The organism is Agromyces cerinus, from assembly GCF_016907835.1.
Taxonomy (GTDB): Bacteria; Actinomycetota; Actinomycetes; order Actinomycetales; family Microbacteriaceae; genus Agromyces; species Agromyces nitratus.
The window spans coordinates 2,452,210-2,475,198 of sequence record NZ_JAFBCT010000001.1; the positions used below are offsets into that span (position 1 = coordinate 2,452,210).

Genomic DNA, 22,989 nt, shown 5'->3' on the forward strand with positions numbered 1-22,989 from the left:
TCCGAGCTGATTGCGTCCAGTGTACGCGATCATGTTATTGTGTCCATTGGACGCAATTAACTCCCCCCGAAGGAACGCGCACATGGCAACCACGAAAGTCCTGATCTCCGGTGCGAGCATCGCCGGCCCCGCGCTGGCGCGCTGGCTGGGCCGCAACGGCTTCGACGTGACGGTCGTCGAGAAGGCGCCGACCGCCCGTCCGGGCGGTCAGGCCGTCGACTTCAAGGGACGGACGCACCACGCCCTGCTGACCCGCATGGGAATCCTCGACGAGGTGCGGGCACACCAGACCGAGAAGACGGACTGGCGCATGGTCGACGCGAACGACCATGTGAACGCCGTCGTGCCCGGCGAGTTCATCGGTGGCGACGTCGAGATCCTGCGCGGCGATCTCGCCGGCATCCTCCTCGCACACTCCGCCGCAGATGCCGACTACGTGTACGACGACGAGATCACCTCGATCTCCGAGTCGGATGCCGGGGTCGACGTCGTCTTCGCCCGTCGACCCGACGAGCGCTTCGACCTCCTGATCGGGGCGGATGGCGTGCACTCCGCGGTGCGACGTCTCGCATTCGGTCCGGAGGACCGGTTCGTCGAGACGCGCGGGTTCTACTACGCGGTCGCGAGCGGGCACGCACCACTCGGCGATCTCGAGACCCGGCTCCCCGATGGGCGCGGCATCGCCTACGGGTACAACGAACCCGGTCGCCTGGCTCTCCTCGGCGGTCAGAAGGCGCCGAACCTGTTCGTCTTCCGCGCGGAGCGGCCCGACTACGACCGGCGCGACATCGCGTCGCAGCGCACCTTCCTCGAATCGGCGTTCGCGGGCGCCGGATGGCGAGTTCCCGCTGCGCTCGAGGCCAGCCGCGGGGCATCCGACTTCTTTCTCGACGCCCTCGCGCGCACCCGGATGACCTCATTCACGCGGGGTCGCGCGGCACTCGTCGGCGATGCGGGCTACGCGAACACGCTCGGCGGCTTCGGAACCGGGCTCGCGCTCATCGGCGCCTACATCCTCGCCGGCGAACTGATCGCCGCGGGCGGCGACCACGAGGCGGCGTTCAGGGCCTACGACCGCCGCATGCGCAAGCCGACGAGGATCGCCCGCTCCGGCAACGCCGGCCCCTTCCTCGCTCCGCCGTCGACCGGGCGCATCCGGATGCGGGACTGGACCTTCGCGAACCCCCTGATGTACCGCACGATGATGTGGATGACCGACACCTTCGCGACCGACGACAGCCTCCCCGACTATCGGATGCGCTGACATGGGACGGGCCGGCGGCGGCCCGCGACCCACCGAAGGGCGTCACCACTACGATGGATTGATGTCGTTCGACCTGCAGGGATTCCCCGCCGATTCCGCGGCGCTCGCCTCGCTCGCCGCGAGAGGGCTCGACTATCGCCTCATCGACACGCGCGACCCCGCAGCGGCGGCAGCATGGGTCGAGGCCGACTTGCGGGGGTTCCATCACGCCCGTCCGAAACAGGGCGAACTCGATTTCGAACGCGGCGTGATCGCCGATCGGCGGGTGCACGGCGTCTACGACTCCACGATCGCCGACCCGACCGTTCCCGTCGCCACCGTCTCGAGCTGGCCGACGGGGCTCAGCGTGCCCGGTGGGCGCAGTGTCGACGCCTGGGCCGTGAGCTCCGTCACGGTCGCGCCGACGCACCGGCGGCGCGGCATCGCGAGGGCGCTCATGCTCGCCGAGCTGCAGAACGCGCGTGCCGCGGGCGCCGCGCTCGCGATGCTGACCGCCACCGAGGCGACGATCTACGGCCGCTACGGGTACGCTCCGGCGGCGCGCTCGGCGACGGTGTCGGTCGATCGGCGGCGGGTGCACTGGATCGGACCGGATGCCCCGGGCCGCGTGCAGTTCGTCGACGCCGCGTCCATCCGCGAGGTGGCCCCTGCACTCGCGCGTCGCGCCGTGGCACGCACGCCCGGCGAGATCGATCGCTGGCCCGGCCTGCTCGATCGTGTGCTCGGCCTGCACGACCCCGACAGCAGTCGTTCCCGGGCACGACGGGTCGTGCGCTACGACGACGAGCGCGGTCAGGCGCAGGGCTTCGCCGTGTTCCACGTGAGCCGTGAGCCCAACGAACCGGGCGTCGCCGAGTTCGACTTCCTCGCCGCCGCGACCGACGACGCCGAAAGGGCGCTCTGGCGATTCCTCGTCGAGCAGGACTTCGTGTCGGGCACGCGGGGACTGCTGCGCTCGGTCGACGAGCCGCTCCCCTGGCTCCTCGAAGACCCCCGGGCCGTCTCCTACTCCGAGGTCGTCGACCACCTGTGGCTGCGCGTGATCGACCCGGTCACCGCGCTCGCGGCACGGCGCTACAGCGCGCCGGGCCGACTCGCGATCGAGGTCGACGACCCGATCGGCATCGCGGGCGGGCGCTTCGAGCTCGTCGTCGACGAGGCCGGTCGTGCGGAGGCGACCGCCGTCGCGCAGACGGATGCCGCGGCATCCGTGAAGGGCACTCGCAGCATCCGGCTCGGGGTGCGCGAGCTCGGCGCGATCTACCTCGGCGGGGTGCATCCGTCGGTGCTCGCACGCGCCGGACGCATCACCGAACTCTCGCCCGGCTCGATCGCGGCCGCCGACGCCATGTTCGCGGCACAGCGCGCGCCGCACCTCAGCATCTGGTTCTGAGACCGACGCGCCGTCAGTCGACGATGGCCGCGATCGCCTCGATCTCGACGAGCTGGTGTTCCCAGCCGAGCACGGTCACGCCGAGCAGCGTGCTCGGAACGTCATGGGTTCCGAACGCGTCGCGCACGACCTGCCACACGGCTCCGAGGTCGTCGCGCTGCGATGAGGCGACGAGCACTCGCGTGCTGATGACGTCGTCGATCGTGGCGCCGGCCGCGGCGAGCGCGCGCGTCATCGTCTCGATGCACGCCGCCGCCTGACCGACGTAGTCGCCGACCGCGATGGTCGACCCGTCGTCGTCGAGCGGGCACGCGCCCGCGAGGAAGACGAGTCGCGCCTCCTTCGGGGCGGTCGCGGCGTAGGCGTATTCGGCGACGTCGGAGAGGGTCGAGGCACGGATCAACTGGACGGCGCTGGGCATCCGATCAGCATGCCAGAACGCCGGGGCCGTCTGCGCCGCGGGCTCCAGGACGACCTAGATGGTGTCCTGCCGGGGGAAGATGACCTTCTCCACGATGATGATGAGCGACGCCGCGACGGGGATGGCGACGAGCGCGCCGAGCACCCCGCCGAGGGTGCCGCCTGCCACGGCTGCGATCACGACGAGCGCTCCGGGCACCGCCACCGCGCGACTCATGATGCGCGGGCTCAGCACGTAGGCCTCGACCTGCATGTAGATCAGGTAGTAGATGGCGGCGGCGAGCGCCGTCTCCGGCGATGCCGCGAACGACACGAGCGTGATGATGATCGCGCCCGTGAGCGTTCCGACGAGCGGCACGAGCGAGAAGAGGAAGGCGATGAACGCCAGGAGGATGGGCACCGGAGCCCCGATGATCGACAGGTAGATGAGGCTCAGCACGCCGTTGATGGTGGCGAGGCCGACCTGGCCCATGACGTAGCGGCCGACGGATCCCGTGATCTCCTCCGACACGTCTCGGTAGCCGGGGCGGGAGCTCGCCGGCACGAAACGGGCCGCGTAGCGCTTCATCGAGTCGAGCGAGGCGAGGAAGTAGAGGGTCAGGATGAGCACGATCGTCGCGCCGGTGAAGCCGCCCGCGATGCCAGCGCCCACCGCGAGGAGGCCGCCGCCGAGCGAGCCGAGGTTCGCGGGATCGGCGAGCCAATCGCCCGCGGATTCGATCGCGTCCTTGATCGCGTTGCCACTGCCCGTGATGCCGTTGAGCCAGGTCACGAACGGACTGTGCTGCAGATTCGCGACGATGTCGTCCCAGTTCTCGACGATGTTCGTCGTCTGCTCGATGACGATCGGCACGATCGTGGCGATGAGGCCGACGAAGATGCCGATCACCCCCGCGAAGACGATGAGGATCGCGACCCAGCGCGCCATGCCGCGGCGCTGGAGCCAGCTCACGATGGGGTCGAGGCCGAGCGCGAGGAACAGGGCGAGCGCGACGTAGAGGATCACGGTGCCGAGTTCGCCGACGATGCCGCCGAGGAGCACCGCGAGCAGCACGCCGAGCGCGCCGACGAAGCCGATTCGGAACGCGTTGATCCGCACCTCGGGCGCGCGGGAGTCGCCGTCGCTCGTGATCTCCGCCGCGGCAGGAGGCGTCGCGGGCACCGGGCGCTTCGTACGGATCCTCATGAGTCCGAAGGTAGCGCGCGGCGATCCCGCCGGTCGCACGGCCCGCCCGGCGAGTTCGATCCCATCGGAGCGATGCGGAATGAATCCGGCGCGACGGCGTTGGTGGTACATGGGCCGGTTCCAGCGCGCCCGCAGACGAGGGGGAACGTGACCGAGACGACTGCCGTGGGATTCCGCTCGGCCAGGGGGCCGGTGCTCATCTCCGTGATGCTGGCCACGGGCCTCATCGCGATCGACTCCACGATCCTCGCGACCGCGGTGCCGTCGATCGTCGCCGACCTCGGCGGATTCACCCAGTTCCCATGGCTGTTCTCGATCTACCTGCTCGCCCAAGCGGTCTCGGTGCCGATCTACTCGAAACTCGCCGACACCGTCGGGCGGAAGCCCATCATGCTCATCGGCATCGGCATCTTCCTCGTCGGTTCGGTGCTCTGCGGCTTCGCGTGGGACATGACCTCGCTCATCGTCTTCCGCGCGATCCAGGGTCTCGGCGCCGGCGCCGTGCTGCCGGTCTCCATCACGATCACCGGCGACATCTACACGGTGCGCGAGCGCGCCCGGGTACAGGGCTACATCGCGAGCGTCTGGGCGATCTCCTCGGTCGTCGGACCCACGCTCGGCGGACTGTTCGCCGAGTTCGCGTCGTGGCGCTGGATCTTCTTCGTGAACATCCCGCTCTGCCTCATCGCCGGATGGATGCTCGTTCGCTCGTACCACGAGTCCGTCACCCGCGAGAAGCACCGCATCGACTTCGCCGGCGCCACCATGCTCACGATCGCGTCGACCCTGCTGATCCTCGCGGTGCTCGAGGGCGGACAGGCATGGGAGTGGCTGTCGTGGCAGTCGATCGGCGCGTTCTCGATCGGCGCCCTGCTGCTCGTCGCGTTCGTATTCATCGAACGGCGTGCAGCCGAACCGGTGCTGCCGCTCTGGGTCTTCTCCCGGCGGCTCATCCTGACGACCTCGCTGATCTCGCTCGGGGTCGGCGCGGTGCTCATCGGGCTGACCTCGTACGTGCCGACCTTCCTCGAGGCGACGGCCGGCGCCTCACCGCTCGTGTCGGGACTCGCGGTCGCCGCCCTGACGCTCGGCTGGCCGATCGCGGCGAGCCAGGCCGGGCGGCTCTTCCTCCGCATCGGCTTCCGCAGCACCGCCCTCATCGGCCTGACGATCACCGTGCTCGGCTCTGCGGCACTCGTGGCGGCCTCGATCACGCCGAACGTCTGGACCACCGCGATCGCGTGCTTCATCGTGGGTCTCGGCCTCGGCCTCGTGGCCTCGCCGACGCTCATCGCCGCGCAGTCGTCGGTGCCCTGGTCCGAGCGCGGCGTCGTCACCGGCGCCAACATGTTCCTGCGCTCGATGGGCAGCGCGGTCGGCGTCGCGATCTTCGGGGCGGTGGCGAACGGCGTCATCGCACGGTCGGGGCTCGGCGAGCACTCCCCCGTCGCGATCCACGGGGCCTCGACCGCCGTGTTCGTGGCGGTGCTCGTCGCGGCGGTCGTCACGATCGCGGGCGGCATCGCGATGCCGAGCGCCCATGTCGACGACGTCGAGCACCGACCGGTGGAGGAGCCGGCGAGCGCCTGAGCAATACGCTTGGGGTGGGCCGCGGGCGACGCGCCCGAAGGGGGCTCACATGTCGACCGGTTCCATCATCCTGGGCGTGATCGGCGTCGCGATCGTGACGATCCTGTTCATGATGCTGCTGGCGGGGATCTCCCGGCGGTTCCTCGGTGTGCAGGTCGGCACCGGGCGCATCATCGTCGCGGGCATCGTCGCGCTCGGCGCGGAACTCGGGTTCGAGTCTCGCTTCGTCTGGACGGAAGGCGGGGCGACCCTCGCCCTGGTTCCGATCCAGCTCGGCATCATCGTGCTCGTGGCCATCGGGTTCCTCGTCATCGCCGAACTCATCGTGCCGAGCGGCACGATGCCGCGACCCGATCGCTGGATCCCCGACATCAAGCGCACCATCGACCGCGGTCGTCGCTACTCCGAGGTGACCCGCATCGCCGTGCGAAACGGCCTCGTGCCGTTCAAGCCCGACCGGTCGCACACTCCGGCGGCGGAGCAGGCCCGTCGCGCCCACGCGAAGGCCCTCCGGATCTCCCTCGAAGAGGCGGGCCCGGTGTTCGTCAAGCTCGGGCAGATGCTCTCCACCCGCACCGAGCTGCTGCCGCAGGAGTACATCACCGAGCTCGAGCGTCTGCAGCAGGCCGTACCGCCCGCCGCGTGGAACGAGATCGACGAGCTGATGCACGACGAACTCGGCGCGCGAGCCGACGAGGCCTTCGCCGAGTTCGATCCCGAGCTGTTCGCCGCGGCATCGATCGGCCAGGTGCACCGGGCGCGGCTCGCGTCCGGGCAGCTCGTCGCGGTCAAGGTGCAGCGCCCGGGCATCATTCCGGGCGTCGAGCGCGATCTCGACATCGTGCAGCGACTCGCCCGCAAGCTCGAGAACGAGACCGAATGGGGCCGGTCGCTCGGACTCCGCTCGGTGGCGACGGCGTTCGCCGAGTCGCTCCGCGCCGAGCTCGACTACCGCTCGGAGGCGGCGAACCTCGCTGCGATCGAGGCGACCCAGGCACGGCACCCCGCGAGCGAACGGCTCACGATCCCGCACTGCTTCCGGGACCTGTCGACGTCACGCGTGCTGGTCATGGAGTTCATCCCGGGCCGGGCGCTCAGCGACGACGACGGCACGCGCCCCGACGGGGTGCGGAAGGCGCAGGCGTCACTGCTCTTCCACTCCCTCATCACCCAGGTGATCGACGACGGCGTCTTCCACGCCGACCTGCACCCGGGCAACGTGATGCTGCTCGCGAACGGCGGCCTCGGCCTCGTCGACTTCGGCTCGGTCGGGCGCCTCGACTCCGAGATGCGCGAACGCATCAGCGAGATCCTGATGGCGTTCTACCGCGGCGACGCCCGCGCGATGAGCGATGCACTGCTCGGCATGGTCGAGCTGCCCGACGACGTCGACGAGTTCGTGCTGCGACGCGAGATCGGCTCGTTCATGGCAGCCCGACTCGGGCCGGGCTCGGCGCTCGACTCGACGATCGTGGCCGACATGACGCGGTTGCTCTCCGAGAACCGGCTCGCGATCCCGCCCGAGCTCGCCTCCGCGTTCCGCGCGGTCGCCGTCGCCGAGGGCACGCTGCGGGTGCTCGACCCCGGGTTCGACCTGCTGACGGCGGCGAACGCGCTCGCGAAGGGGCGCATCGCCGACGCGTTCAATCCGAGCTCGCTGAAGGACGCGGTGGTCGACGAGGTGAGCACGATGCTGCCGATCCTGCGCCGCATGCCCCACCGCTTCGACCAGATCTCGGGTTCACTCGCGAACGGCCGCCTCAGTGTCAACGTGCGGCTCTTCGCCGATCACCGCGACCGCTCGCTGCTGCGCTCCCTCGTCAACCAGGTCGTGCTCGCGTTCCTCGCCGGGGTCCTCGGCGTGATGGCCGCGATGCTGTTGATCAGCGATGCGGGCCCGCAGGTCACCGAGACGCTCAGCCTGTTCCAGATCTTCGGCTACCTGCTCGTGGTGGTGTCGGCGCTGTTCGTGCTGCGGGTGCTGTTCGACGTGTTCCGTCGACGGAACGAGTAGACGGGACCGAGGCGGACCCTCACCCGAGCCCAGACGGCGGCACGACCTCGCCCTCGAGCGTCCGCACCCAGCGGTCGCCGGTCCGACGGAATTCGGCCCGTGTCGTGAACCGGTAGTGGTACGCCCGGGCGCGGATCCAGCGTGGGGCGGCGCCGTCGAACGGGTCGGTGTCGAGCAGCGCGAGCGTCGGGGCATCCGCTTCGAGCAGTCGCAGCAGGAACACCTCGAACCACGGCTCCCACATGCGCCCGAGCGGCAGGAACCACATGAGCCAGTCGAGGCGCAGGTGGTACGGCGCCCACTGCCGCGGGATGCGGCGGAGTGCCCCGGGCTTGCCCTTGAACGCGTACTCGCGCCACTCGACGTCGGGCGAGCCGTCGGGCCGCTCGGCGAGCGTCCCCTCGACGACGATCTCGATGCGCCGCTTCGTGACCGTGCCGAAGGCGCCGTAAGCGTTCACGAGCATCCAGCGGTTGAACGACGCGTTCATGAGCTGGCGCCGAGAGAGCAGGTTCCTGATCGGCCAGAAGCTCAGCACGACGAGCAGAGCGGATGCCGCGAGCACCACGGCCGCCCACCAGATCGGCGTCGCCGCGGCATCCGTGCCCGGATCGCTCTGGATCGCGGGGATCAGCCAGTGCCAGGCGGTGTCGGTGACGGCGGATGCCGCGAGCACGACGGTGATCCAGTTGAGCCACGCGAAGTTGCCGGTGACGATGAGCCAGAGCTGGGTGAGGATCACGATCGCCGCGGCCGCCGACCCGACCGGCCCCGGCACGAAGAGCAGGAACGGCACGACGAGCTGGGCGAAGTGGTTGCCGAGCACCTCGCCGCGGTGGAACCACGCGGGCAGCAGGTGCGCCTGACGGCTGAAGGGGTTCGGCATCGGCTGCGTCTCGTGGTGGTACATGAGGGCGGTGAGGTCGCGCCACTCGCGCCCGCCGCGGATCTTGATCATGCCAGCCCCGAATTCGAGCCGGAACACGAGCCACCACACGGCGACGATGATCGTGATCGGCGGCGGCTGGTCGTTCGAGCCGAGGAACGCGACCGTGAAGAGCGCCTCGCAGAGCAGCATCTCCCAGCCGAAGCCGTAGAAGGTCTGGCCGACGTTCACGATCGAGAGGTACAGGATCCAGAGCGCGAGGAAGACGAGAAGCGGCAGCCACGGCGGACCGAGCTGCGGCAGGCCTGCCACGACGGATGCCGCGAGCACGAGCCCGACGACGGCAACGGCGACGAGTCGCCGATCGGTGTACCCCCAGCGGAAGACGCTCGGGCCGCGCAGGCGCGACGCGCGACGCAGCAGCTCGGGCACCGGCAGCAGGCCGTGCTCGCCGAGGAGCGGCCGGAACTGGTTCAACGTCGAGAGGAAGGCGACGAAGGCGAGCGCGCCGACGCCCCGCTGCAGGATCTGCCGGGCGATCTCGTAGTCGTGCGCGTCGAACCACGCGGTCCACTCCACGTGCCCACGCTACGCCGCCACATCTTCGCCGGTCGAGTAGGCCGCGACGAAGGAGCAGCCGTATCGAGACCCCGCACGGAGGCCTCGATACGCTCGCTTCGCTCGCTACTCGACCGGCGAAGACGGCGTCAGTGCAGGCCGAAGCGCTCCCGCAGGGCGAGCTTGGCCGCGAACCATCCGTTCATGCCGTGCACGGCGGGGCCCGGGGGCGTCGCGCTCGAGCAGAGGTAGACGCCCTCGACCGGGGTGCGCCACGGCTTCGGCGAGACGACCGGCCGCTTCAGCAGCTGCGCCATCGTGAGGGCACCCGAGTAGATGTCGCCGCCGACGTAGTTCGCGTTGTACCGGCCGAGTTCGGCCGCCGAGCTCGCGGCGGAGGCGAGCACGACGTCGCGGAACCCCGGCGCGAAGCGCTCGACCTCGGCGGTGACGAGCTCGGTCGCGTCGAGCGTCGAGCCGGCGGGCACGTGCGTGTACGCCCACAGCACGTGCTTTCCCGCAGGCGCCCGGCTCGGGTCGGCGACCGTCGGCTGCGTCACGAGCACGTACGGATGCTCCGCTCCTCCGCCACCCGCGACACCGGGCTGGTAGCCGCGGACCACGGCGTTCTCGGCCGCCGCGATCTCGGCGCGGCTGCCGCCGAGGTGCACGGTGGGCGCGAGCCGCACCTCGGCATTGCGCCACGGCACCGGGCCGCTCAGCGCGAAGTCGACCTTGGCCACCCCCGAGCCGTAGCGGTAGCGCCGCAGCGCGCGGGCGTAGCCGCCCGGCAGCGGGGCGCTGAAGAGCAGCTCGGGCGAGGTGTCGAGCAGCACCGCCCGCGACCCCGTGACCTCGGCGAGCGAGGCCACCGGGGCATCCGTCACGATCTCGCCGCCGCGCGCCCGGAGCTCGTCGGCGAGCGCATCCGCGATCGCCTGCGAGCCGCCGATCGGCAGGCCCCACCCGACACCGTGCCCGTGCATGGCGATCAGGAGGCCGGCTCCCGCTGAGGCGAGCGAGGGCATGCCACCCGCCGCATGCGCGACGACGCCGCTGAAGAGGGCCGGCGCGACGTCCCCGACGAATCGGGTGGTCCACGCCGCGGTGCCCTGTTCGAGCGCCCGCAGGCCGAACTTCAGCGCCGCGACGGGGTCGTGCGGCACGCGCAGCAGCTGCGAGCCCGTGAAGTCGACGACCCCGCGGCTGCGGGCGACGAGCGGCGCGAGGAGGCTCCGCCAGGCCGCGCCGTCGGCCTCGAGGCCGTCGGCTGTGCGCTCGAGGTCGCGCCAGGCGATTCCGGCGCGACCGCCACCGAGCGGGTGCGCGTACGAGACCTCGGGCACCACCCAGTCGACGCGGTCGAGGAGGCCGAGCTTTCGGAACACCGGGGAGGCGAGGCCGGCCGGATGCACCGTCGAGCACACGTCGTGCCGGAATCCGGGCAGGGTGAGCTCGGCGGTGCGCAGGCCCCCGCCGATCGTCGGCGCCGCCTCGAGCACCCGCACCGAGAGCCCGGCGCGGGCCGCGACCACCGCCGCGACGAGCCCGTTGGGTCCGCTGCCCACGATCGTGACGTCGGTCACGAGCTCAGAATCCGGCGCCGAGGGTGTTGACGTAGATCCACGGCAACCGGTCCATCATGAGGCGGTGGCGATTGCCGTCGGCATCGGGCCCGTCGTCGGGCACCGAGGGGTCGCGCGCCTCGCGCTTGTGCTCGGCGACGTACTCGTCGTCCTCCTGCCAGAGGATCATGTGGTCCTCGTCGACGACCTTCCCGACGAACGGCTTCACCTCGCCGCTGCGGAGGTCGGCGAGCGCCTCGTCCACGGATGCCGCATGCGACAGTCCGTGCAAGGTCACCCACGTCGGTGGCCAGAGCGTCATGCTGCCGGCGGTGTGCCGGTCGAGCGCGTCCGCGGGGCGCAGCCACGCTGCCTCGGCGACCTCGTCGGGCGCGAGCCGCAACTCGCCATCGGGCACGCGCACGGCGAAGAACGTCGTGGTGAGCCGCTTCGGAGCGTTCTCGGGCGGCGTCCAGTGCGAGAAGGGCACGAGCTCGTCGCCGTCGAGCACGAGCCCGACCTCTTCGAAGGTCTCGCGCACGGCGGCGCGTCGGGCGGCGTCGATGCCGTCGACGGGGTCGCCCGCGGCATCCGCTTCGTCGACCGCGCCGCCCGGGAAGACCCAGGCGCCGGGGAAGGACCCGCGATCGCGGGGGCGCTCGGCGAGGAGCACCTCGAGACCGCGTTCGCCGTCGCGCAACAGCACGACGGTCGCTGCCGCACCGGTCGCAGCCGGGTTCGTCAGTGATTCCAGCTCGCTGCTCATCACCTCAGACTATGACCCGGCACGCCGGCGCGCATCGGCGCGGATACACTTCCGGCATGGATCAGGCTCCCGCCGTCGGCGATCGCGTGTCGACGTTCGCCCGTCTCGTGCTGGCACCGAACGCCGGGCCGATGACCCTCGACGGCACGAATTCGTACGTGCTGCGGGCACCGGGTTCCGATGGCGTCGTGGTCGTCGACCCCGGGCCGTCCGCACCGGGGCACCTCGCGACCCTTGCCGCAGCGGGCCGGGTCGAACTCGTGCTCGTCACGCACCACCATCCCGATCACACCGAGGCGCTCGGCGCGTTCCACGCGATGACGGATGCCCCGGTGCGTGCGATCGACGCCGCGTTCTGCGTGGCCGGGGCGCCGCTGGTCGACGGCGCGCGGATCCGTGCGGCGGGCCTCGAGATCGACGTGATCGCGACCCCCGGGCACACGGCGGACTCGGTGTGCTTCTCGCTGCCCGGCGACCGGCTCGTCGGCGCCCACGACGGCGACGGCGACGGCGCCCACGGCAGCGTGCTCACGGGCGACACGATCCTCGGGCGCGGCACGACGATCATCGCCGACCCCGACGGCGCCCTCGGCCCGTACCTCGACTCGCTCGAATCACTGCGCGCCCTCGGCACGCCCGGGCCGGTCGGTGTGCTGCCCGGCCACGGCCCGGTGCTGCCTGACCTCGCGGCGATCTGCCGCGCGTACCTCGCACATCGCGCCGAGCGCCTCGACCAGGTGCGGGCGGCGTTGCATGAGCTCGGCGCGGACGCCGGGACCGGTGCGGTCACCGACCTGGTCTACGCCGACACGGATGCCTCGGTGCGCAGTGCAGCCGAGGCATCCGTTCGAGCACAGCTGGCCTACCTGCGCAGCGTCGGCTGACGCAGGAGACCGTCAGGCGGGGTTACGCGACGAGCGCGATGCCGGCGTCCCAGCCGACCTTCTCCTGCACGGCGAGGGTGAGCTGCAGGAAGCCGACGGCCTCGAGCTCGCGGGCACGCGAGAGTCGGCCGGCGTCGACGGCGTTCACGCCGCCCGCACGCACGACCTCGGCGAGGGCGAGCTTCGCGTCGTCGTCGTCACCGGCGATGAGCACGGTGGTGGGGTTCGCACCGACCGTCTTCGCGGCGAGCGTGGCGGCGAAGTTCGTGTTGAAGGCCTTCAGGACCTTCGCGTCGGGCAGGGCAGCGGCGAGCTCGCTCGCACGCGAGCCGTCGGCCGGCACGACGAGGGAGTCGAAGGTCGAGAAGTCGAGCGGGTTCGTGATGTCGACGACGACCTTGCCGGCGAGCTCGCCGCCGCGCGCGGCGACGATCTCGTCGATCGCGAAGTGCGGCACGGCGAGCACGACGATGTCGCCCGTGATCTGCTGGGCGGTGTCACGCCCGATGAACTCGACGGTGTTGCCGCCTGCGGCCACGATGCCGCCGATCGCGGTGCCCATGTTGCCGTTTCCGATGATGCTGACGGTCGTCATGTCTTTCCTCCCCGCGCCGTTCGACGCGATTACTTGTATCGACAACCAACACTGTACGCGCATTCAGTTGTCGCGTCAACCAATGCGGTAGACTCTCAGGCATGACGGATGACACGCGGTGGCTGGCGCCCGAGGAATCAGCCGCCTGGGTGCGCCTCGTGGCCCTCGCCGAGCTGCTGCCCGGCGCCCTCGACGCGCAGTTGCTGCGCGACGCCGGACTCACGCACTTCGAGTACGGCGCGCTCATGGCGCTCGGCGCTGCACCCTCGCGCACCATGCGCATGACCGAGCTGGCGTCGCGCACGAACGCGACGCTCCCCCGGCTCTCGCATGTCGCGAAGCGCCTCGAGGAGCGCGGGCTCATCGAACGGCTCCCCTGCCCTGAAGACCGCCGCGCCACGAACGCGACCATCACCGACGCAGGCCTCGCCCTCATCTCCGAAGCAGCCCCCGGCCACGTCGAGACGGTGCGCGCGAACGTGCTCGACGCCCTCGCGCCGGAGCAACTCGAACAGCTCTACGTGATCGCGGGCGCGGTGCTCGCGCGGCTCGACCCCGAGGCACGCCTCTCAGCCACGTCGTGCCAGTTCAGCGAGGGCCCCGTCGACCACGTCGTGGCCTGACGCCTTCAGGCGTCGACCCGGTAGGGGCCATCCAGCGGGAATCGGACCTCGTCGCGCGAGGTCCGATTCACGCCAGAACGCCGTCGTCGATGCGAGCAGGATCGGAAGCACGACTCGACCCGGCACCTCAGCCGGCCAGGAAGGACGTGCCCATCCATGAGCACCATCGCATTGGTCACCGGCGCGAATCGCGGACTCGGTTTCGCGACCGCGACCGCCCTCGCACGCACCGGCGCCACCGTCATCATCGCCGGTCGCGACCTCGAGGCGGTCAGCGCGGCAGCCGATGACCTGATCGCACAGGGCCTCAGCGCGGAGCCGCTGGAGCTCGACGTCTCCTCATCCGCGAGCGCGACCGCGGCCGCCGAGCAGATCGGTGCCCGGCACGGGCGTCTCGACATCCTGGTGAACAACGCCGGCATCCTGCCGGAGGCCAGCGTCCAGACCGAGCACGAATTCGTCGACCTCGGGGCATTCGCACGCACCTTCGAGACGAACGTGCTCGGCGTGGCGACGGTGACCGAGAAGTTCCTGCCCCTGCTTCGCCGCAGCCGCGCCGGTCGCATCGTCAACGTCTCATCGACCATGGGGTCGCTGAGCGATCAGGCCGACGAGAGCTCGCCGTTCTATTCGAGCGTCGTGCCCGCCTATCAGGCGTCGAAGGCTGCGGTGAACAGCATGACGATCGGACTGAGCAAGAAGTTCGCCGGCACGCCGCTCAAGGTGACTTCGGTGTGCCCGGGATGGGTGCAGACCGATCTCGCGCCCGGAAACCGCGAGCACGCGCCGACGACCGCCGACGAGGCGGCGCGCGTCGTCGTCACGGCGGCGACGCTGCCGGAGCATGCCGCATCGGGCACGTTCATCGACAGCGCAGGGCCGGTCGCGTGGTGAGGGTCAGCGCGGGTCGTAGGTGAGGCAGTCGGCGTCGTCGGTCGACCCCGCGCCGATGCGCACCGAGGCGGCCGTGCACTCGAGCGACTCGTTGTGCACGCACTCCGCCCGCTGACACGCCCCGACGTGCGTGATCACCTTGTCGAGGCCGCCCTTCTTGCCGAGCGGGATGAAGGTCGCGCACTCCGCATCCCCGACCGACCCGCCGATCGTCACGGCGGCGGCATGGCAATGCGAATGATCGTTGTAGGAGCATCCGGCCACCGAGCATTCGGCGACGGCGGGCAGTTCGTCGAGCGTCATGCTCATGGTGACCTCCCAGTGCGGTGTACGACCGTTCGATACGGCGATGGTACGCCCGGGAGGGTCGAAGACGCAGCAGCGAATGGACGATTTTCCGCAGATCAACGCCGTTTTCTTCTGAGGTGAGCCTTACCTCATCGGTCACGACGGCGCATGAACGGCTCAGCGCGTGACGGTGCCCATGCGGCTCGCGAGGGGCTTCAGCACGGCCGGCCGCACGGCGAACCAGGCGCCGATCATGACCGCGAGCGACACCGCGAAGATCGCGAAGCCGAGCCACGACGCACCGTCGCGGCTTGCGAACATCGCGTCGAGGTTGCGCAGCGCACCCGTCGCGAACACGAGGGTGACGTGCACGATCACGAACGCCACGAACACGAGCATCACCGGGTAGTGCACGGCCTTCGCGAGCTTCGCCGGGTAGGCGCGGTTCAGCCGCTCGGCCCGCTGCGGCCAGACCGACGAGAGCCGGAGGCCCGTGAGCACCGCGAGCGGAGCCACCACGAACACGATCGCGAAGTAGCTGAGCACCTGCAGGCTGTTGTAGTTCACCCAGGCGTGCTCGACCGGCCAGTCGAGCGAGGCGTACTGCAGCGCCGCAGAAACGGCGTTCGGCCAGATGTCGGCGCTCGTCGGCACGATGCGCATCCACTGCCCGGTGACGAAGAGCAGCACGATGAACACGATGCCGTTCGCGACCCAGAGCGCGTCGACGGTGTAGTGGAGCCAGAGGTGGATGCTGACCTTCCACGGCGGGTTCCTGGTGCGGATGAGCCCCTCGTTGTTCCGCACCCAGCGGGCCGGCGGGCGTCCGCCCTTGCGCAGCAGCAGCCCCGAGCGCACGAGAAGCACGAGGAAGAAGGCGTTCAGGAAGTGCTGCCAGCCGAGCCAGGCGGGAATGCCGACCGGTGCCCCCTCGGGCAACGGCGTCGTACCGGGATACCTGGCGATGAAGTCCTGCACCGCGGGCTGGGCGCGCAACCAGATCGCGGCGAGCACGACCCCGGCGAGGAGCACGACCCCGGCGACCACGGCCAGCGCGACCGGCAGCCACCTGATGCGTCGACGAGTCGCGTGATGCGCGGTCGGGTCGGTGAGGCGGGTCACCGGAATATTTTGGCATGACCGTCCGAGCGCCCGCCGGGGGCGACGACCCGAAAGGTCACGGATGCCGCGGCGCCCGTTGCCCGCGGCGATCCGCTCACGGCAGAGCTGCTCACGGCAGCACTGCTCTCAGCGGCATCCGCCCCACGCCGCAGCGCCAGCACGCACGCTGGGGTCATGAGCGAACACGACTCCCCACCGATCCACCCGATCGACGCCGAGCTCACGAGGCGACTCTTCCACGAGCGCATCATCGTGCTCGGCGACGAACTCGACCAGCAGGGCGGCAACCGGCTCTGCGCGCAGCTCGTCACCCTCGCGGCCGACGACCCGCGCCGCGACATCCGCTTCTGGATCAACTCACCCGGCGGCTCGGTGTCGGCGATGCTCGCGATCGCCGACGTCATGCGCTCGATCCCGAACGACGTGTCGACGATCGCCGTCGGCATCGCGGCGAGTGCGGGCCAGTTCCTGCTCTCGGCGGGCTCGAGGGGCAAGCGGTTCGCGCTGCCGCACTCGCGCATCCTCATGCACCAGGGCTCGGCCGGCATCGGCGGCACCGCGGTCGACATCGAGCTGCAGGCCGACGACCTGCGTTACACCCGCGACACGGTGCTCGGCATCACCGCCGAGAACACCGGCCAGCCCATCGAGCGCATCGCCGAGGACTCGCTGCGCGACCGCTGGTACTCCGCGACCGAGGCCGTGGACTACGGCTTCATCGACCGCATCGCCGACGGCTTCGGCGAGATGTTCCCCGGGGGCGACCGGCCCCAGGTGGGACTGCAGGCCCGCACCGGAACAGGAGCCACGTCATGACGAGCTACACGATCCCCTACGTCGTCGAGAAGCGCGGCAACAGCGAGCGCTCGCTCGACGTCTACAGCCGGCTGCTCTCGGAGCGCATCGTCTACCTCGGCACCGAGATCGACGACGGCGTCGCCAACGTGCTCATCGCGCAGTTCCTGCACCTCGCCTCCGAGTCGAGCGAGACGCCGATCAGCCTCTACCTGAACTCCCCCGGCGGTTCGCCCGGCGCGGCGCTCGCGGTCTACGACACCATGCAGCACATCAGGCCGGATGTCGCGACGACGTGCGTCGGCCAGGCGGGCGGGCCGGCCGCGGTGCTCCTGGCCGGCGGCGCGAAGGGCATGCGGGCGATCCTGCCGCACGGCCGCGTCGTGCTGCACCAGCCGTCGACGCAGGGGCGCGGCACGATCCCCGACCTGATCCTGCACGCCGACGAGGTCGTCCGGGTTCGCGCCGAACTCGAGGCCGCCCTCGCCGCCGACACCGGACGCGACGCGATGACCCTGCGGCACGACACCGATCGCGACCTCATCCTGCCCGCTGCGGCCGCCGTGGAGTACGGCCTCGCCGATCACGTGCTGACGGCGCAGGTCGAGGTGGCGGCCGGCGCCTACGCCGCCAGCAGGTAGGCCGACGGTGCGGCGGGCGCGACCGCGAGTGGATGCTCCGGGCCGAGGTCGACGAGCGCGCCCGCGTCGGCGCGGAACGCGAACGACGTCTCGATGCGCAGCAGCTCGCGACGCTCCGCCTCCCGCCGATCGGTCTCCCGGCGTTCTCCGAGCAGGGAGCCGACGCGCTCGACGACATCGACGAGGTCGAGCCCGAGCGCCTCGGCGACCGAGCCGAGCACCTCCGAGGAGGGCTCCTTGCGACCGCGTTCGATCTCGGAGAGGTACTGCGGCGAGACGCCCGCCGCGGCGGCGACCTCGGTCAGGATCCGCTCCTGCTCGAGCCGTTCACCCCGCAGCACCTCGCCGAGTGCGTGCCGCCAGAGCGGCTTCGCGGCACCTCGACCGGGGGCGCTCGGCTGCGACGCCTGCGAACCCGTGACCCGTGTGAACTCGACGACCTTGCCCATGCCGAGAGGCTAGCCGCGGCATCCGCTCGCCGGCAGCTCGATCCGCTCAGAGCAGAACTGGGCGCCCTCGACTACGCCGGAGGATTCTCGGGGTCGAGGGTCTCGATCGAGTCGGCCTCGACCGCGTTGTCGGCGTCGAGGTCGTTCGGGTCGTCGCCGCTCGTCGCCGCATCCCGCTCGCGATCGTCTTCGGTCGTCGGCTCGTCGTCGCGCCGGTCGCGCCGGTCGCGCCGGTCGGCACCGGCTTCGGCTGGGTCTCGTGCGTCGGTCATCATTCCTCCGAGGTTCGATCGGCTCCAGCGTGCGCGTCGGACGCGGGATCCGTCAACGGCTTGACTCGACCGCATTCCGCGCCGATCGCTGGCGGTCGGAGGCACCCGCGTGCAGAATGAAGCCACTGACACGGAGGTGGGCGATGTCGACGGAAACGGTGATCTGGTCGATTCTCGGAACGTTCATTGCGGTCGGAGGCCTGCTGGGTCTCGCAGCGCTCTGGTCCCTCGTTCGACGACCGCGCGAGCACTGACCGCTCGGGCATTCGTGCTCCCGTTCGAGCTGCTCCGCTCAGCCGAGCTGCGCGCGTCGACTGGGCCGCTCCGGTCAGCCGAGCGCTTCGGCGATCGGCGTGCTGCCGGCGTTGAAACGGATGGTTCGACGCACCGTCGAGTCACGGTGCACCGCTTCGGCGGCGACGGCCGCGACATCCGCTCGATCGACCGTGCCGCTGCTGGGTACCCCGACGTCGATGTGTCCGGTGCCCTCGCCGTCGGTGAGCGTGCTCGGGCCGAGGATGGTCCAGTCGAGCGTCGTGCCCGCGAGGTGCTCGTCGGCGGCCGCCTTCGCCTCCGCGTAGGCGCGGAAGCTGTTGCCCTCGGGCACGCTGTGGTCGGGCGAGCCGAAATACGACACCATCACGTACCGGGTGACGCCCGAGCTCTCGGCGGCCACCATCGACCGGATCGCCGCGTCACGGTCGACGGCGTAGGTGCGCGCGGGGTCGCCGCCGCCGGCTCCCGCCGTCCAGACCACGACGTCGTGGCCGTGCACGATCTCGGCGAGATCGTCGACGTCGAGCCGCTCGATGTCGGCGACGACGGGGCGTGCGCCCGCCGCAGCCACGTCGGCTGCGTGGTCGGGGTTGCGGATGATCGCGTCGACCTCGTCGCCGCGATCGGCGAGCAGCCGTTCGAGCTTGAGGGCGATCTTCCCGTGGCCCCCGATGATCACGATGCGTGCCATGTGCTCCTCCTCCGACCGACTCGCCCCACGCTACTCCCGCGTGCGGGGCGCGCGCTCGGGCAGGGCGGTGCGCCGTGCCGGTGACGAGCGCGGGCCTGCTGCTCTACCGCGAACTGCGCGGGCTCGAGGTCTTCATCGCGCACATGGGCGGGCCGTTCTGGGCGCGAAAGCAGGCGGGCGCATGGTCGATCCCGAAGGGCGAGTTCACCGACGAGGAGCCACTCGCCGCGGCCCGCCGCGAGTTCGCCGAGGAGATCGGCGTGCCGGCGCCCGATGCGGACGTGATCGATCTCGGTGCGTTCCGGTACTCGTCGGGCAAGACGGTGCGAGTGTTCGCGGCGCCGGCCCCCGAGTTCGAGGTCGACGAGGTGCGTTCGAACACCTTCGAGATCGAGTGGCCGCCGCGGTCGGGCCGGCGCCAGGAGTTCCCCGAGGTCGACGAGGCTCGATGGACGCCCGTGTTCGAGGCCCGGGAGCTGCTCACGGCGGGCCAGCGCCCGGCGCTCGACGCGCTGCTGGCCGCGCTCGACGGGTCGCCCGGCTGAATTCGACCCGCCCTAGAGCGCCAGGAGGAGTTGATCCGCCTGCGCGACGCCCGACGAGTACGACGCCGACACGGTGCTGGTGCGCATGCCGGCCCAGTACAGGACGCCGCCGACGGTTGCGGCCATGTCCCTCGAGTTGCCTCCGCTGCCGTATGGGCCCCACGAGTAGGGCTCGTTGGCCCAGTCGGTCATCACGGCCTTGTGGTACCGAAGGCCGGGGTCTCCCGCGGACTTCCGCACGACCTCGAGCACTGCTTGGTACTTCTGCTCGAGCGGAAGCGCGTGGAGTTCTCGTGCCGCTGCGCCGGTCTCCCATCCCACGATGGCCTGCCCCTTGTAGCCGGGGGAGGCGATCGAGGCGTTCCAAAGAGTGGTCGGGAAGTGATCCATCGACTCGGCGTAGCCCCAGTTGTCGGTGCCGTTGGGTGTGAACACCTTCTCCTTGAACTCGAGCACGCACTTGAAGATGTCGTGGTACTCGAACGCGTCGAAGGCGGCCCACTTGGCGGCGGGCAGGCCGGGGGTGAATGCGATGTCGCGACGTTGCATGACCCCCGCGGGGACGGCGAAGACGACTCGGCGTCCGAACATCGCGCCCTTGGACGTGAGCAGCTCGACGCCGTTCGCGGTGTAGCTGACCTCTTCGACCACGGTCCGCAACATGACCGGGACGTCGCCCGCGATGAAGTGGAGCAGCTGGTCGTAGCCGCCGATGATCTTGTAGTCTCCGTCGTCGTACCGCGAGTCGTTCGGATCCAGGATCTCCGGCTCCGGCGCCTGCTCGGGATGCAGCGTGTACCGGATGCAGTCCCGGAGCGGTGCGGCGACGCGAGAGGCGGCCGTGTCGTACAGCGGTTCGCTGTCGTCGGTCAACTCGTAGTTGAGGCCCGTCGGCGTGTTCGCGGCGGTCACCCCGAGGCGCAGGAGGTACGCGTCGGCCATCTCGCCGGGAAGTGCGGCCGGCAGCGGGAGGTTCTGCCCCGTCGGGTCGTACGGGATCAGCGCCTCCGGCAGGCCCAGCGGGAACAGCCAGGAGGTCGGAGAGTCCCATTGATGCCATTGGGAGGACGGCGAGGACCTCGGCGCATCGGCCTGGCGGATGTAGTTGTTCTGGAACATCCGCATGTCGAACCCGGCCTGCTCGATCCACGGGTAGGTCGACGCATACGGGCCGCCATGGACGAGTTCGCAACCGCGCTCGACCGGGATGCCCATCGACGTCCGGTCGGTGTACATGCGGCCGCCGATCCTGTCGCGGGCCTCGACGATCACGACACGCAGATCGGGATTCTGGTCTGTGAGGCGGCGCGCCGCACCGATGCCCGCCGCACCGGCCCCCACCACGATCACGTCCCAGGCAGTCTTGTCGCCCTTCGCGTGCTTCAGCGAGGGCGTTCCGTTGCCGTGGCCGTTCCCAGGGCCGATCGGCTGGCCGCCGGCGGCGACATCGGCGAGACCTGCGGCGGCGGCGAGCCCGCCCATCAAGAGTCCGCGACGGCTGATGTTCTCCATGGTGCTACTCCTTCGTAGTCGAATCAGTGGAACCGCAACGGCCGCGATCGCGGCGATGGCCGCGCGTCTGCATGGCCGGAGACTCGGTGACCATGCCGGGTGTCCCACTCTCCGTTGAGTGCACGACGACGGCTGCTCATGTCGATCTGAGAGTCATCCTCACCGGAATCTGCTGAATACACAACAGTTGATGGGATTTTTGTCGAATCAACAGTGCGATGTCATTGCTCTTCACGGATCGCCACGCTCAGCAGATCGAATCATCGCCGCACGAGGCGCGCTGCCCGGTGGGCGTGCCCGCCACCCGACGCCGTGCTGGCGCTAGGTTCGTTGCATGGCCGCACCATTCGAGATGGACGACATCGACCGTCGCATCATCGCCGCCCTCCAGGTCGACGGGCGCCGGTCGTTCCAGCGTCTCGCCGACGATCTCGGAGTGCCGGCTTCGTCAGTGCGCTACCGCACCAAGCGGCTCGAGGACGCCGGGATCCTGCAGATCGTCGGCATCGCCAACCCCCTCGCGATCGGCTTCGACCGGCTCGCGATGATCGGTATCCGCGTGACACCCGGCACGGCGCGTGCGGTCTGCGCCGCCCTCGCCGAGCTCCCCGAGACGAGCTACGTCATCCACACCACCGGCCGCTTCGACGTCATGGCCGAGGTGATCTGCGAGGACGTGCCGCACTTCATCGACATGCTGAACGGACGCATCGCGGCGATCTCGGGCGTCGTCTCGACGGAGTCGTTCTTCGTGCTCGAGGCGCACAAGCTCTCGTACGGGTGGGGTGTCGGCAGCGTTCGTCCCGCGATCGAGGAGCCGGGCGGGGTGTGACGCATGCCGCCGGCTGACCCGCTCGATCAGGCGCTCGACGAGGCCGCGACGGCGCTGTACGCGCTGCGCCCCGACGAGTTCACCGCGGCGCGCAACGCACGGGCGCAGACCGTCGCCGCCGACGATCGCGAGCTCGCGGCCCGCATCCGCGAGCTCCGACGACCCTCCCCTGCCGCCTGGCTCGTGAACCAACTCGTGCGGCACCGACCCGTCGAGGTCGAGGCGGTCCTCGACCTCGGCGCCGAGGCCCGTGAGACGCAGGGTCGGTTCGACGCCACCGAACTCGCCGAGCTCGGTCGGCAGCGACGGCGTCTCGTCTCGGCGCTCGCGCACGAGGCCGGCGCACTCGCCGAGGAGCTCGGCTCCCCCGTGCGCACGCCGGTGCTCGACGAGGTCGCCCAGACGCTGCAGGCCGCGATGTCGGATGCCGCCGCCGCCGACGCCGTGCGCACGGGGCGCCTCGTGCGCGCGCTCGAGGCCGTCGGCGTCGAGGTCGACCTGAGCGACGCCGTCGCCGGCGGGCCGGTGCCCAGCACCGCACCCGAGCTGCACGCGCGAGCGAGCGAAGCTCCGCACCGGCCGAGCGCTGCGGAGTCGAAGCAGGCGGAGGCCGCGCGGAAGCACGCCGAGCGCACGGTCGCAACGGCCGAGGAACGGGCGGCCGAAGCATCCGCTGCGCTCGAGGCGCTCGATGCCCGGCTCGCCGATGCCGACCGCGAGCGTCGGGATCTCACGTCTCGCCGCGACGAACTCGACGCAGAACTGCGCCGGGTCGAAACGGAGATCGCCGAGTCCGATCGCGCGACGCGCACGCTCACCCGCGAGCGTGATCGCGCGGCCCGCGACGCCGAGGCCGCGGAGGTCGACGCCGACGAGGCGCGCGAGGCGCTCGAGACCCTCGAATAGCCGGCGCCCAGCGCCCGACGCG

The 22,989-nt window shown here is 70.6% G+C and carries 24 protein-coding genes; 12 read left to right on the forward strand and 12 right to left on the reverse strand.

Features of this window, described 5'->3' with window-relative positions:
* Window positions 1-82: 82 nt before the first annotated feature.
* Together JOE59_RS11415 and JOE59_RS11420 are read left to right on the forward strand one after the other, a co-directional pair.
* On the forward strand, window positions 83-1,264 hold the full coding sequence (locus tag JOE59_RS11415) for an FAD-dependent monooxygenase (protein WP_204460610.1): 1,182 nt from the start codon (window positions 83-85) through the stop codon (window positions 1,262-1,264).
* 61 nt (window positions 1,265-1,325) lie between these two features.
* A complete protein-coding gene (locus JOE59_RS11420; protein WP_204460611.1) occupies window positions 1,326-2,657 on the forward strand; it encodes a GNAT family N-acetyltransferase in 1,332 nt (443 codons plus the stop codon).
* Window positions 2,658-2,670: 13 nt separating this feature from the next.
* On the opposite strand, the gene JOE59_RS11425 is transcribed toward JOE59_RS11420, so the two are convergent.
* Together JOE59_RS11425 and JOE59_RS11430 are read right to left on the reverse strand one after the other, a co-directional pair.
* Window positions 2,671-3,078 (reverse strand): RidA family protein, encoded by a 408-nt coding sequence (locus JOE59_RS11425; protein WP_204460612.1) that lies wholly within the window; start codon window positions 3,076-3,078, stop codon window positions 2,671-2,673.
* A gap of 54 nt (window positions 3,079-3,132) precedes the next feature.
* Window positions 3,133-4,263: an AI-2E family transporter gene (locus JOE59_RS11430; RefSeq protein ID WP_204460613.1), complete on the reverse strand. Its 1,131-nt coding sequence runs from the start codon at window positions 4,261-4,263 to the stop codon at window positions 3,133-3,135.
* 147 nt (window positions 4,264-4,410) lie between these two features.
* Between JOE59_RS11430 and JOE59_RS11435 the strand changes: the two genes are divergently transcribed.
* Both JOE59_RS11435 and JOE59_RS11440 read left to right on the forward strand, forming a co-directional pair.
* On the forward strand, window positions 4,411-5,853 hold the full coding sequence (locus tag JOE59_RS11435) for an MDR family MFS transporter (RefSeq protein ID WP_374191126.1): 1,443 nt from the start codon (window positions 4,411-4,413) through the stop codon (window positions 5,851-5,853).
* A gap of 49 nt (window positions 5,854-5,902) precedes the next feature.
* Window positions 5,903-7,867, forward strand: a complete 1,965-nt coding sequence (locus JOE59_RS11440; protein WP_204460615.1) for an ABC1 kinase family protein — start codon at window positions 5,903-5,905, stop codon at window positions 7,865-7,867.
* A 19-nt stretch (window positions 7,868-7,886) separates the two neighbouring features.
* Here the strand turns inward: JOE59_RS11440 and JOE59_RS11445 are convergent, their stop codons facing one another.
* From JOE59_RS11445 to JOE59_RS11455, 3 genes are all read right to left on the reverse strand, one after another.
* The gene (locus JOE59_RS11445) at window positions 7,887-9,332 is read right to left on the reverse strand and encodes a lipase maturation factor family protein (protein ID WP_204460617.1); all 1,446 of its coding nucleotides are present in this window, start codon (window positions 9,330-9,332) and stop codon (window positions 7,887-7,889) included.
* Window positions 9,333-9,460: 128 nt separating this feature from the next.
* Entirely contained in the window at window positions 9,461-10,897 is a 1,437-nt protein-coding gene (locus JOE59_RS11450) for a phytoene desaturase family protein (protein WP_204460619.1), read from the reverse strand.
* 4 nt (window positions 10,898-10,901) lie between these two features.
* Window positions 10,902-11,642, reverse strand: coding sequence for an NUDIX hydrolase (locus JOE59_RS11455; RefSeq protein WP_204460621.1), 741 nt, complete (start codon window positions 11,640-11,642; stop codon window positions 10,902-10,904).
* A 56-nt stretch (window positions 11,643-11,698) separates the two neighbouring features.
* Here JOE59_RS11455 and JOE59_RS11460 point away from each other — a divergent pair, with 56 nt between their 5' ends.
* Window positions 11,699-12,526 carry an MBL fold metallo-hydrolase gene (locus tag JOE59_RS11460; protein ID WP_204460623.1) on the forward strand — a complete coding sequence of 276 codons (828 nt, stop codon included), beginning with the start codon at window positions 11,699-11,701 and terminating at the stop codon, window positions 12,524-12,526.
* 22 nt (window positions 12,527-12,548) lie between these two features.
* Here the strand turns inward: JOE59_RS11460 and JOE59_RS11465 are convergent, their stop codons facing one another.
* Window positions 12,549-13,121 (reverse strand): NADPH-dependent F420 reductase, encoded by a 573-nt coding sequence (locus tag JOE59_RS11465; RefSeq protein WP_204460625.1) that lies wholly within the window; start codon window positions 13,119-13,121, stop codon window positions 12,549-12,551.
* A gap of 101 nt (window positions 13,122-13,222) precedes the next feature.
* Between JOE59_RS11465 and JOE59_RS11470 the strand changes: the two genes are divergently transcribed.
* Both JOE59_RS11470 and JOE59_RS11475 read left to right on the forward strand, forming a co-directional pair.
* Entirely contained in the window at window positions 13,223-13,744 is a 522-nt protein-coding gene (locus JOE59_RS11470) for a MarR family winged helix-turn-helix transcriptional regulator (protein ID WP_204460627.1), read from the forward strand.
* A gap of 156 nt (window positions 13,745-13,900) precedes the next feature.
* Window positions 13,901-14,638, forward strand: coding sequence for an SDR family NAD(P)-dependent oxidoreductase (locus JOE59_RS11475; RefSeq protein WP_204460629.1), 738 nt, complete (start codon window positions 13,901-13,903; stop codon window positions 14,636-14,638).
* A 3-nt stretch (window positions 14,639-14,641) separates the two neighbouring features.
* On the opposite strand, the gene JOE59_RS11480 is transcribed toward JOE59_RS11475, so the two are convergent.
* Both JOE59_RS11480 and JOE59_RS11485 read right to left on the reverse strand, forming a co-directional pair.
* Window positions 14,642-14,947, reverse strand: coding sequence for a DUF1540 domain-containing protein (locus JOE59_RS11480; RefSeq protein WP_179552378.1), 306 nt, complete (start codon window positions 14,945-14,947; stop codon window positions 14,642-14,644).
* A 156-nt stretch (window positions 14,948-15,103) separates the two neighbouring features.
* Window positions 15,104-16,048, reverse strand: a complete 945-nt coding sequence (locus JOE59_RS11485) for a cytochrome b/b6 domain-containing protein (RefSeq protein WP_204460632.1) — start codon at window positions 16,046-16,048, stop codon at window positions 15,104-15,106.
* 174 nt (window positions 16,049-16,222) lie between these two features.
* Between JOE59_RS11485 and JOE59_RS11490 the strand changes: the two genes are divergently transcribed.
* Together JOE59_RS11490 and JOE59_RS11495 are read left to right on the forward strand one after the other, a co-directional pair.
* Window positions 16,223-16,864 (forward strand): ClpP family protease, encoded by a 642-nt coding sequence (locus JOE59_RS11490; RefSeq protein ID WP_204460634.1) that lies wholly within the window; start codon window positions 16,223-16,225, stop codon window positions 16,862-16,864.
* On the forward strand, window positions 16,861-17,484 hold the full coding sequence (locus JOE59_RS11495) for a ClpP family protease (protein WP_204460636.1): 624 nt from the start codon (window positions 16,861-16,863) through the stop codon (window positions 17,482-17,484). Before JOE59_RS11490 ends, JOE59_RS11495 begins: the two co-directional genes overlap by 4 nt.
* On the opposite strand, the gene JOE59_RS11500 is transcribed toward JOE59_RS11495, so the two are convergent.
* The 3 genes from JOE59_RS11500 to JOE59_RS11510 all read right to left on the reverse strand — a co-directional run bounded on the left by JOE59_RS11500 (window position 17,466) and on the right by JOE59_RS11510 (window position 19,172).
* On the reverse strand, window positions 17,466-17,933 hold the full coding sequence (locus tag JOE59_RS11500) for a helix-turn-helix domain-containing protein (protein WP_204460639.1): 468 nt from the start codon (window positions 17,931-17,933) through the stop codon (window positions 17,466-17,468). The two genes, JOE59_RS11495 and JOE59_RS11500, sit on opposite strands and share 19 nt — an antisense overlap.
* Before the next feature lie 71 nt (window positions 17,934-18,004).
* A complete protein-coding gene (locus tag JOE59_RS11505) occupies window positions 18,005-18,205 on the reverse strand; it encodes a hypothetical protein (RefSeq protein WP_204460640.1) in 201 nt (66 codons plus the stop codon).
* Between the two features lie 328 nt (window positions 18,206-18,533).
* Window positions 18,534-19,172 (reverse strand): NAD(P)H-binding protein, encoded by a 639-nt coding sequence (locus JOE59_RS11510; RefSeq protein ID WP_204460641.1) that lies wholly within the window; start codon window positions 19,170-19,172, stop codon window positions 18,534-18,536.
* 74 nt (window positions 19,173-19,246) lie between these two features.
* Between JOE59_RS11510 and JOE59_RS11515 the strand changes: the two genes are divergently transcribed.
* Window positions 19,247-19,717 (forward strand): NUDIX hydrolase, encoded by a 471-nt coding sequence (locus tag JOE59_RS11515; protein WP_204460642.1) that lies wholly within the window; start codon window positions 19,247-19,249, stop codon window positions 19,715-19,717.
* A 12-nt stretch (window positions 19,718-19,729) separates the two neighbouring features.
* On the opposite strand, the gene JOE59_RS11520 is transcribed toward JOE59_RS11515, so the two are convergent.
* Complete coding sequence (locus tag JOE59_RS11520) at window positions 19,730-21,229, reverse strand: flavin monoamine oxidase family protein (RefSeq protein WP_204460643.1); 1,500 nt, start codon at window positions 21,227-21,229, stop codon at window positions 19,730-19,732.
* A gap of 334 nt (window positions 21,230-21,563) precedes the next feature.
* On the opposite strand from JOE59_RS11520, the gene JOE59_RS11525 reads away from it, so the two are divergent.
* Both JOE59_RS11525 and JOE59_RS11530 read left to right on the forward strand, forming a co-directional pair.
* Complete coding sequence (locus tag JOE59_RS11525) at window positions 21,564-22,061, forward strand: Lrp/AsnC family transcriptional regulator (RefSeq protein WP_204460644.1); 498 nt, start codon at window positions 21,564-21,566, stop codon at window positions 22,059-22,061.
* A 3-nt stretch (window positions 22,062-22,064) separates the two neighbouring features.
* On the forward strand, window positions 22,065-22,967 hold the full coding sequence (locus tag JOE59_RS11530) for a transposase (protein WP_204460645.1): 903 nt from the start codon (window positions 22,065-22,067) through the stop codon (window positions 22,965-22,967).
* The last annotated feature ends 22 nt before the right edge of the window (window positions 22,968-22,989 follow it).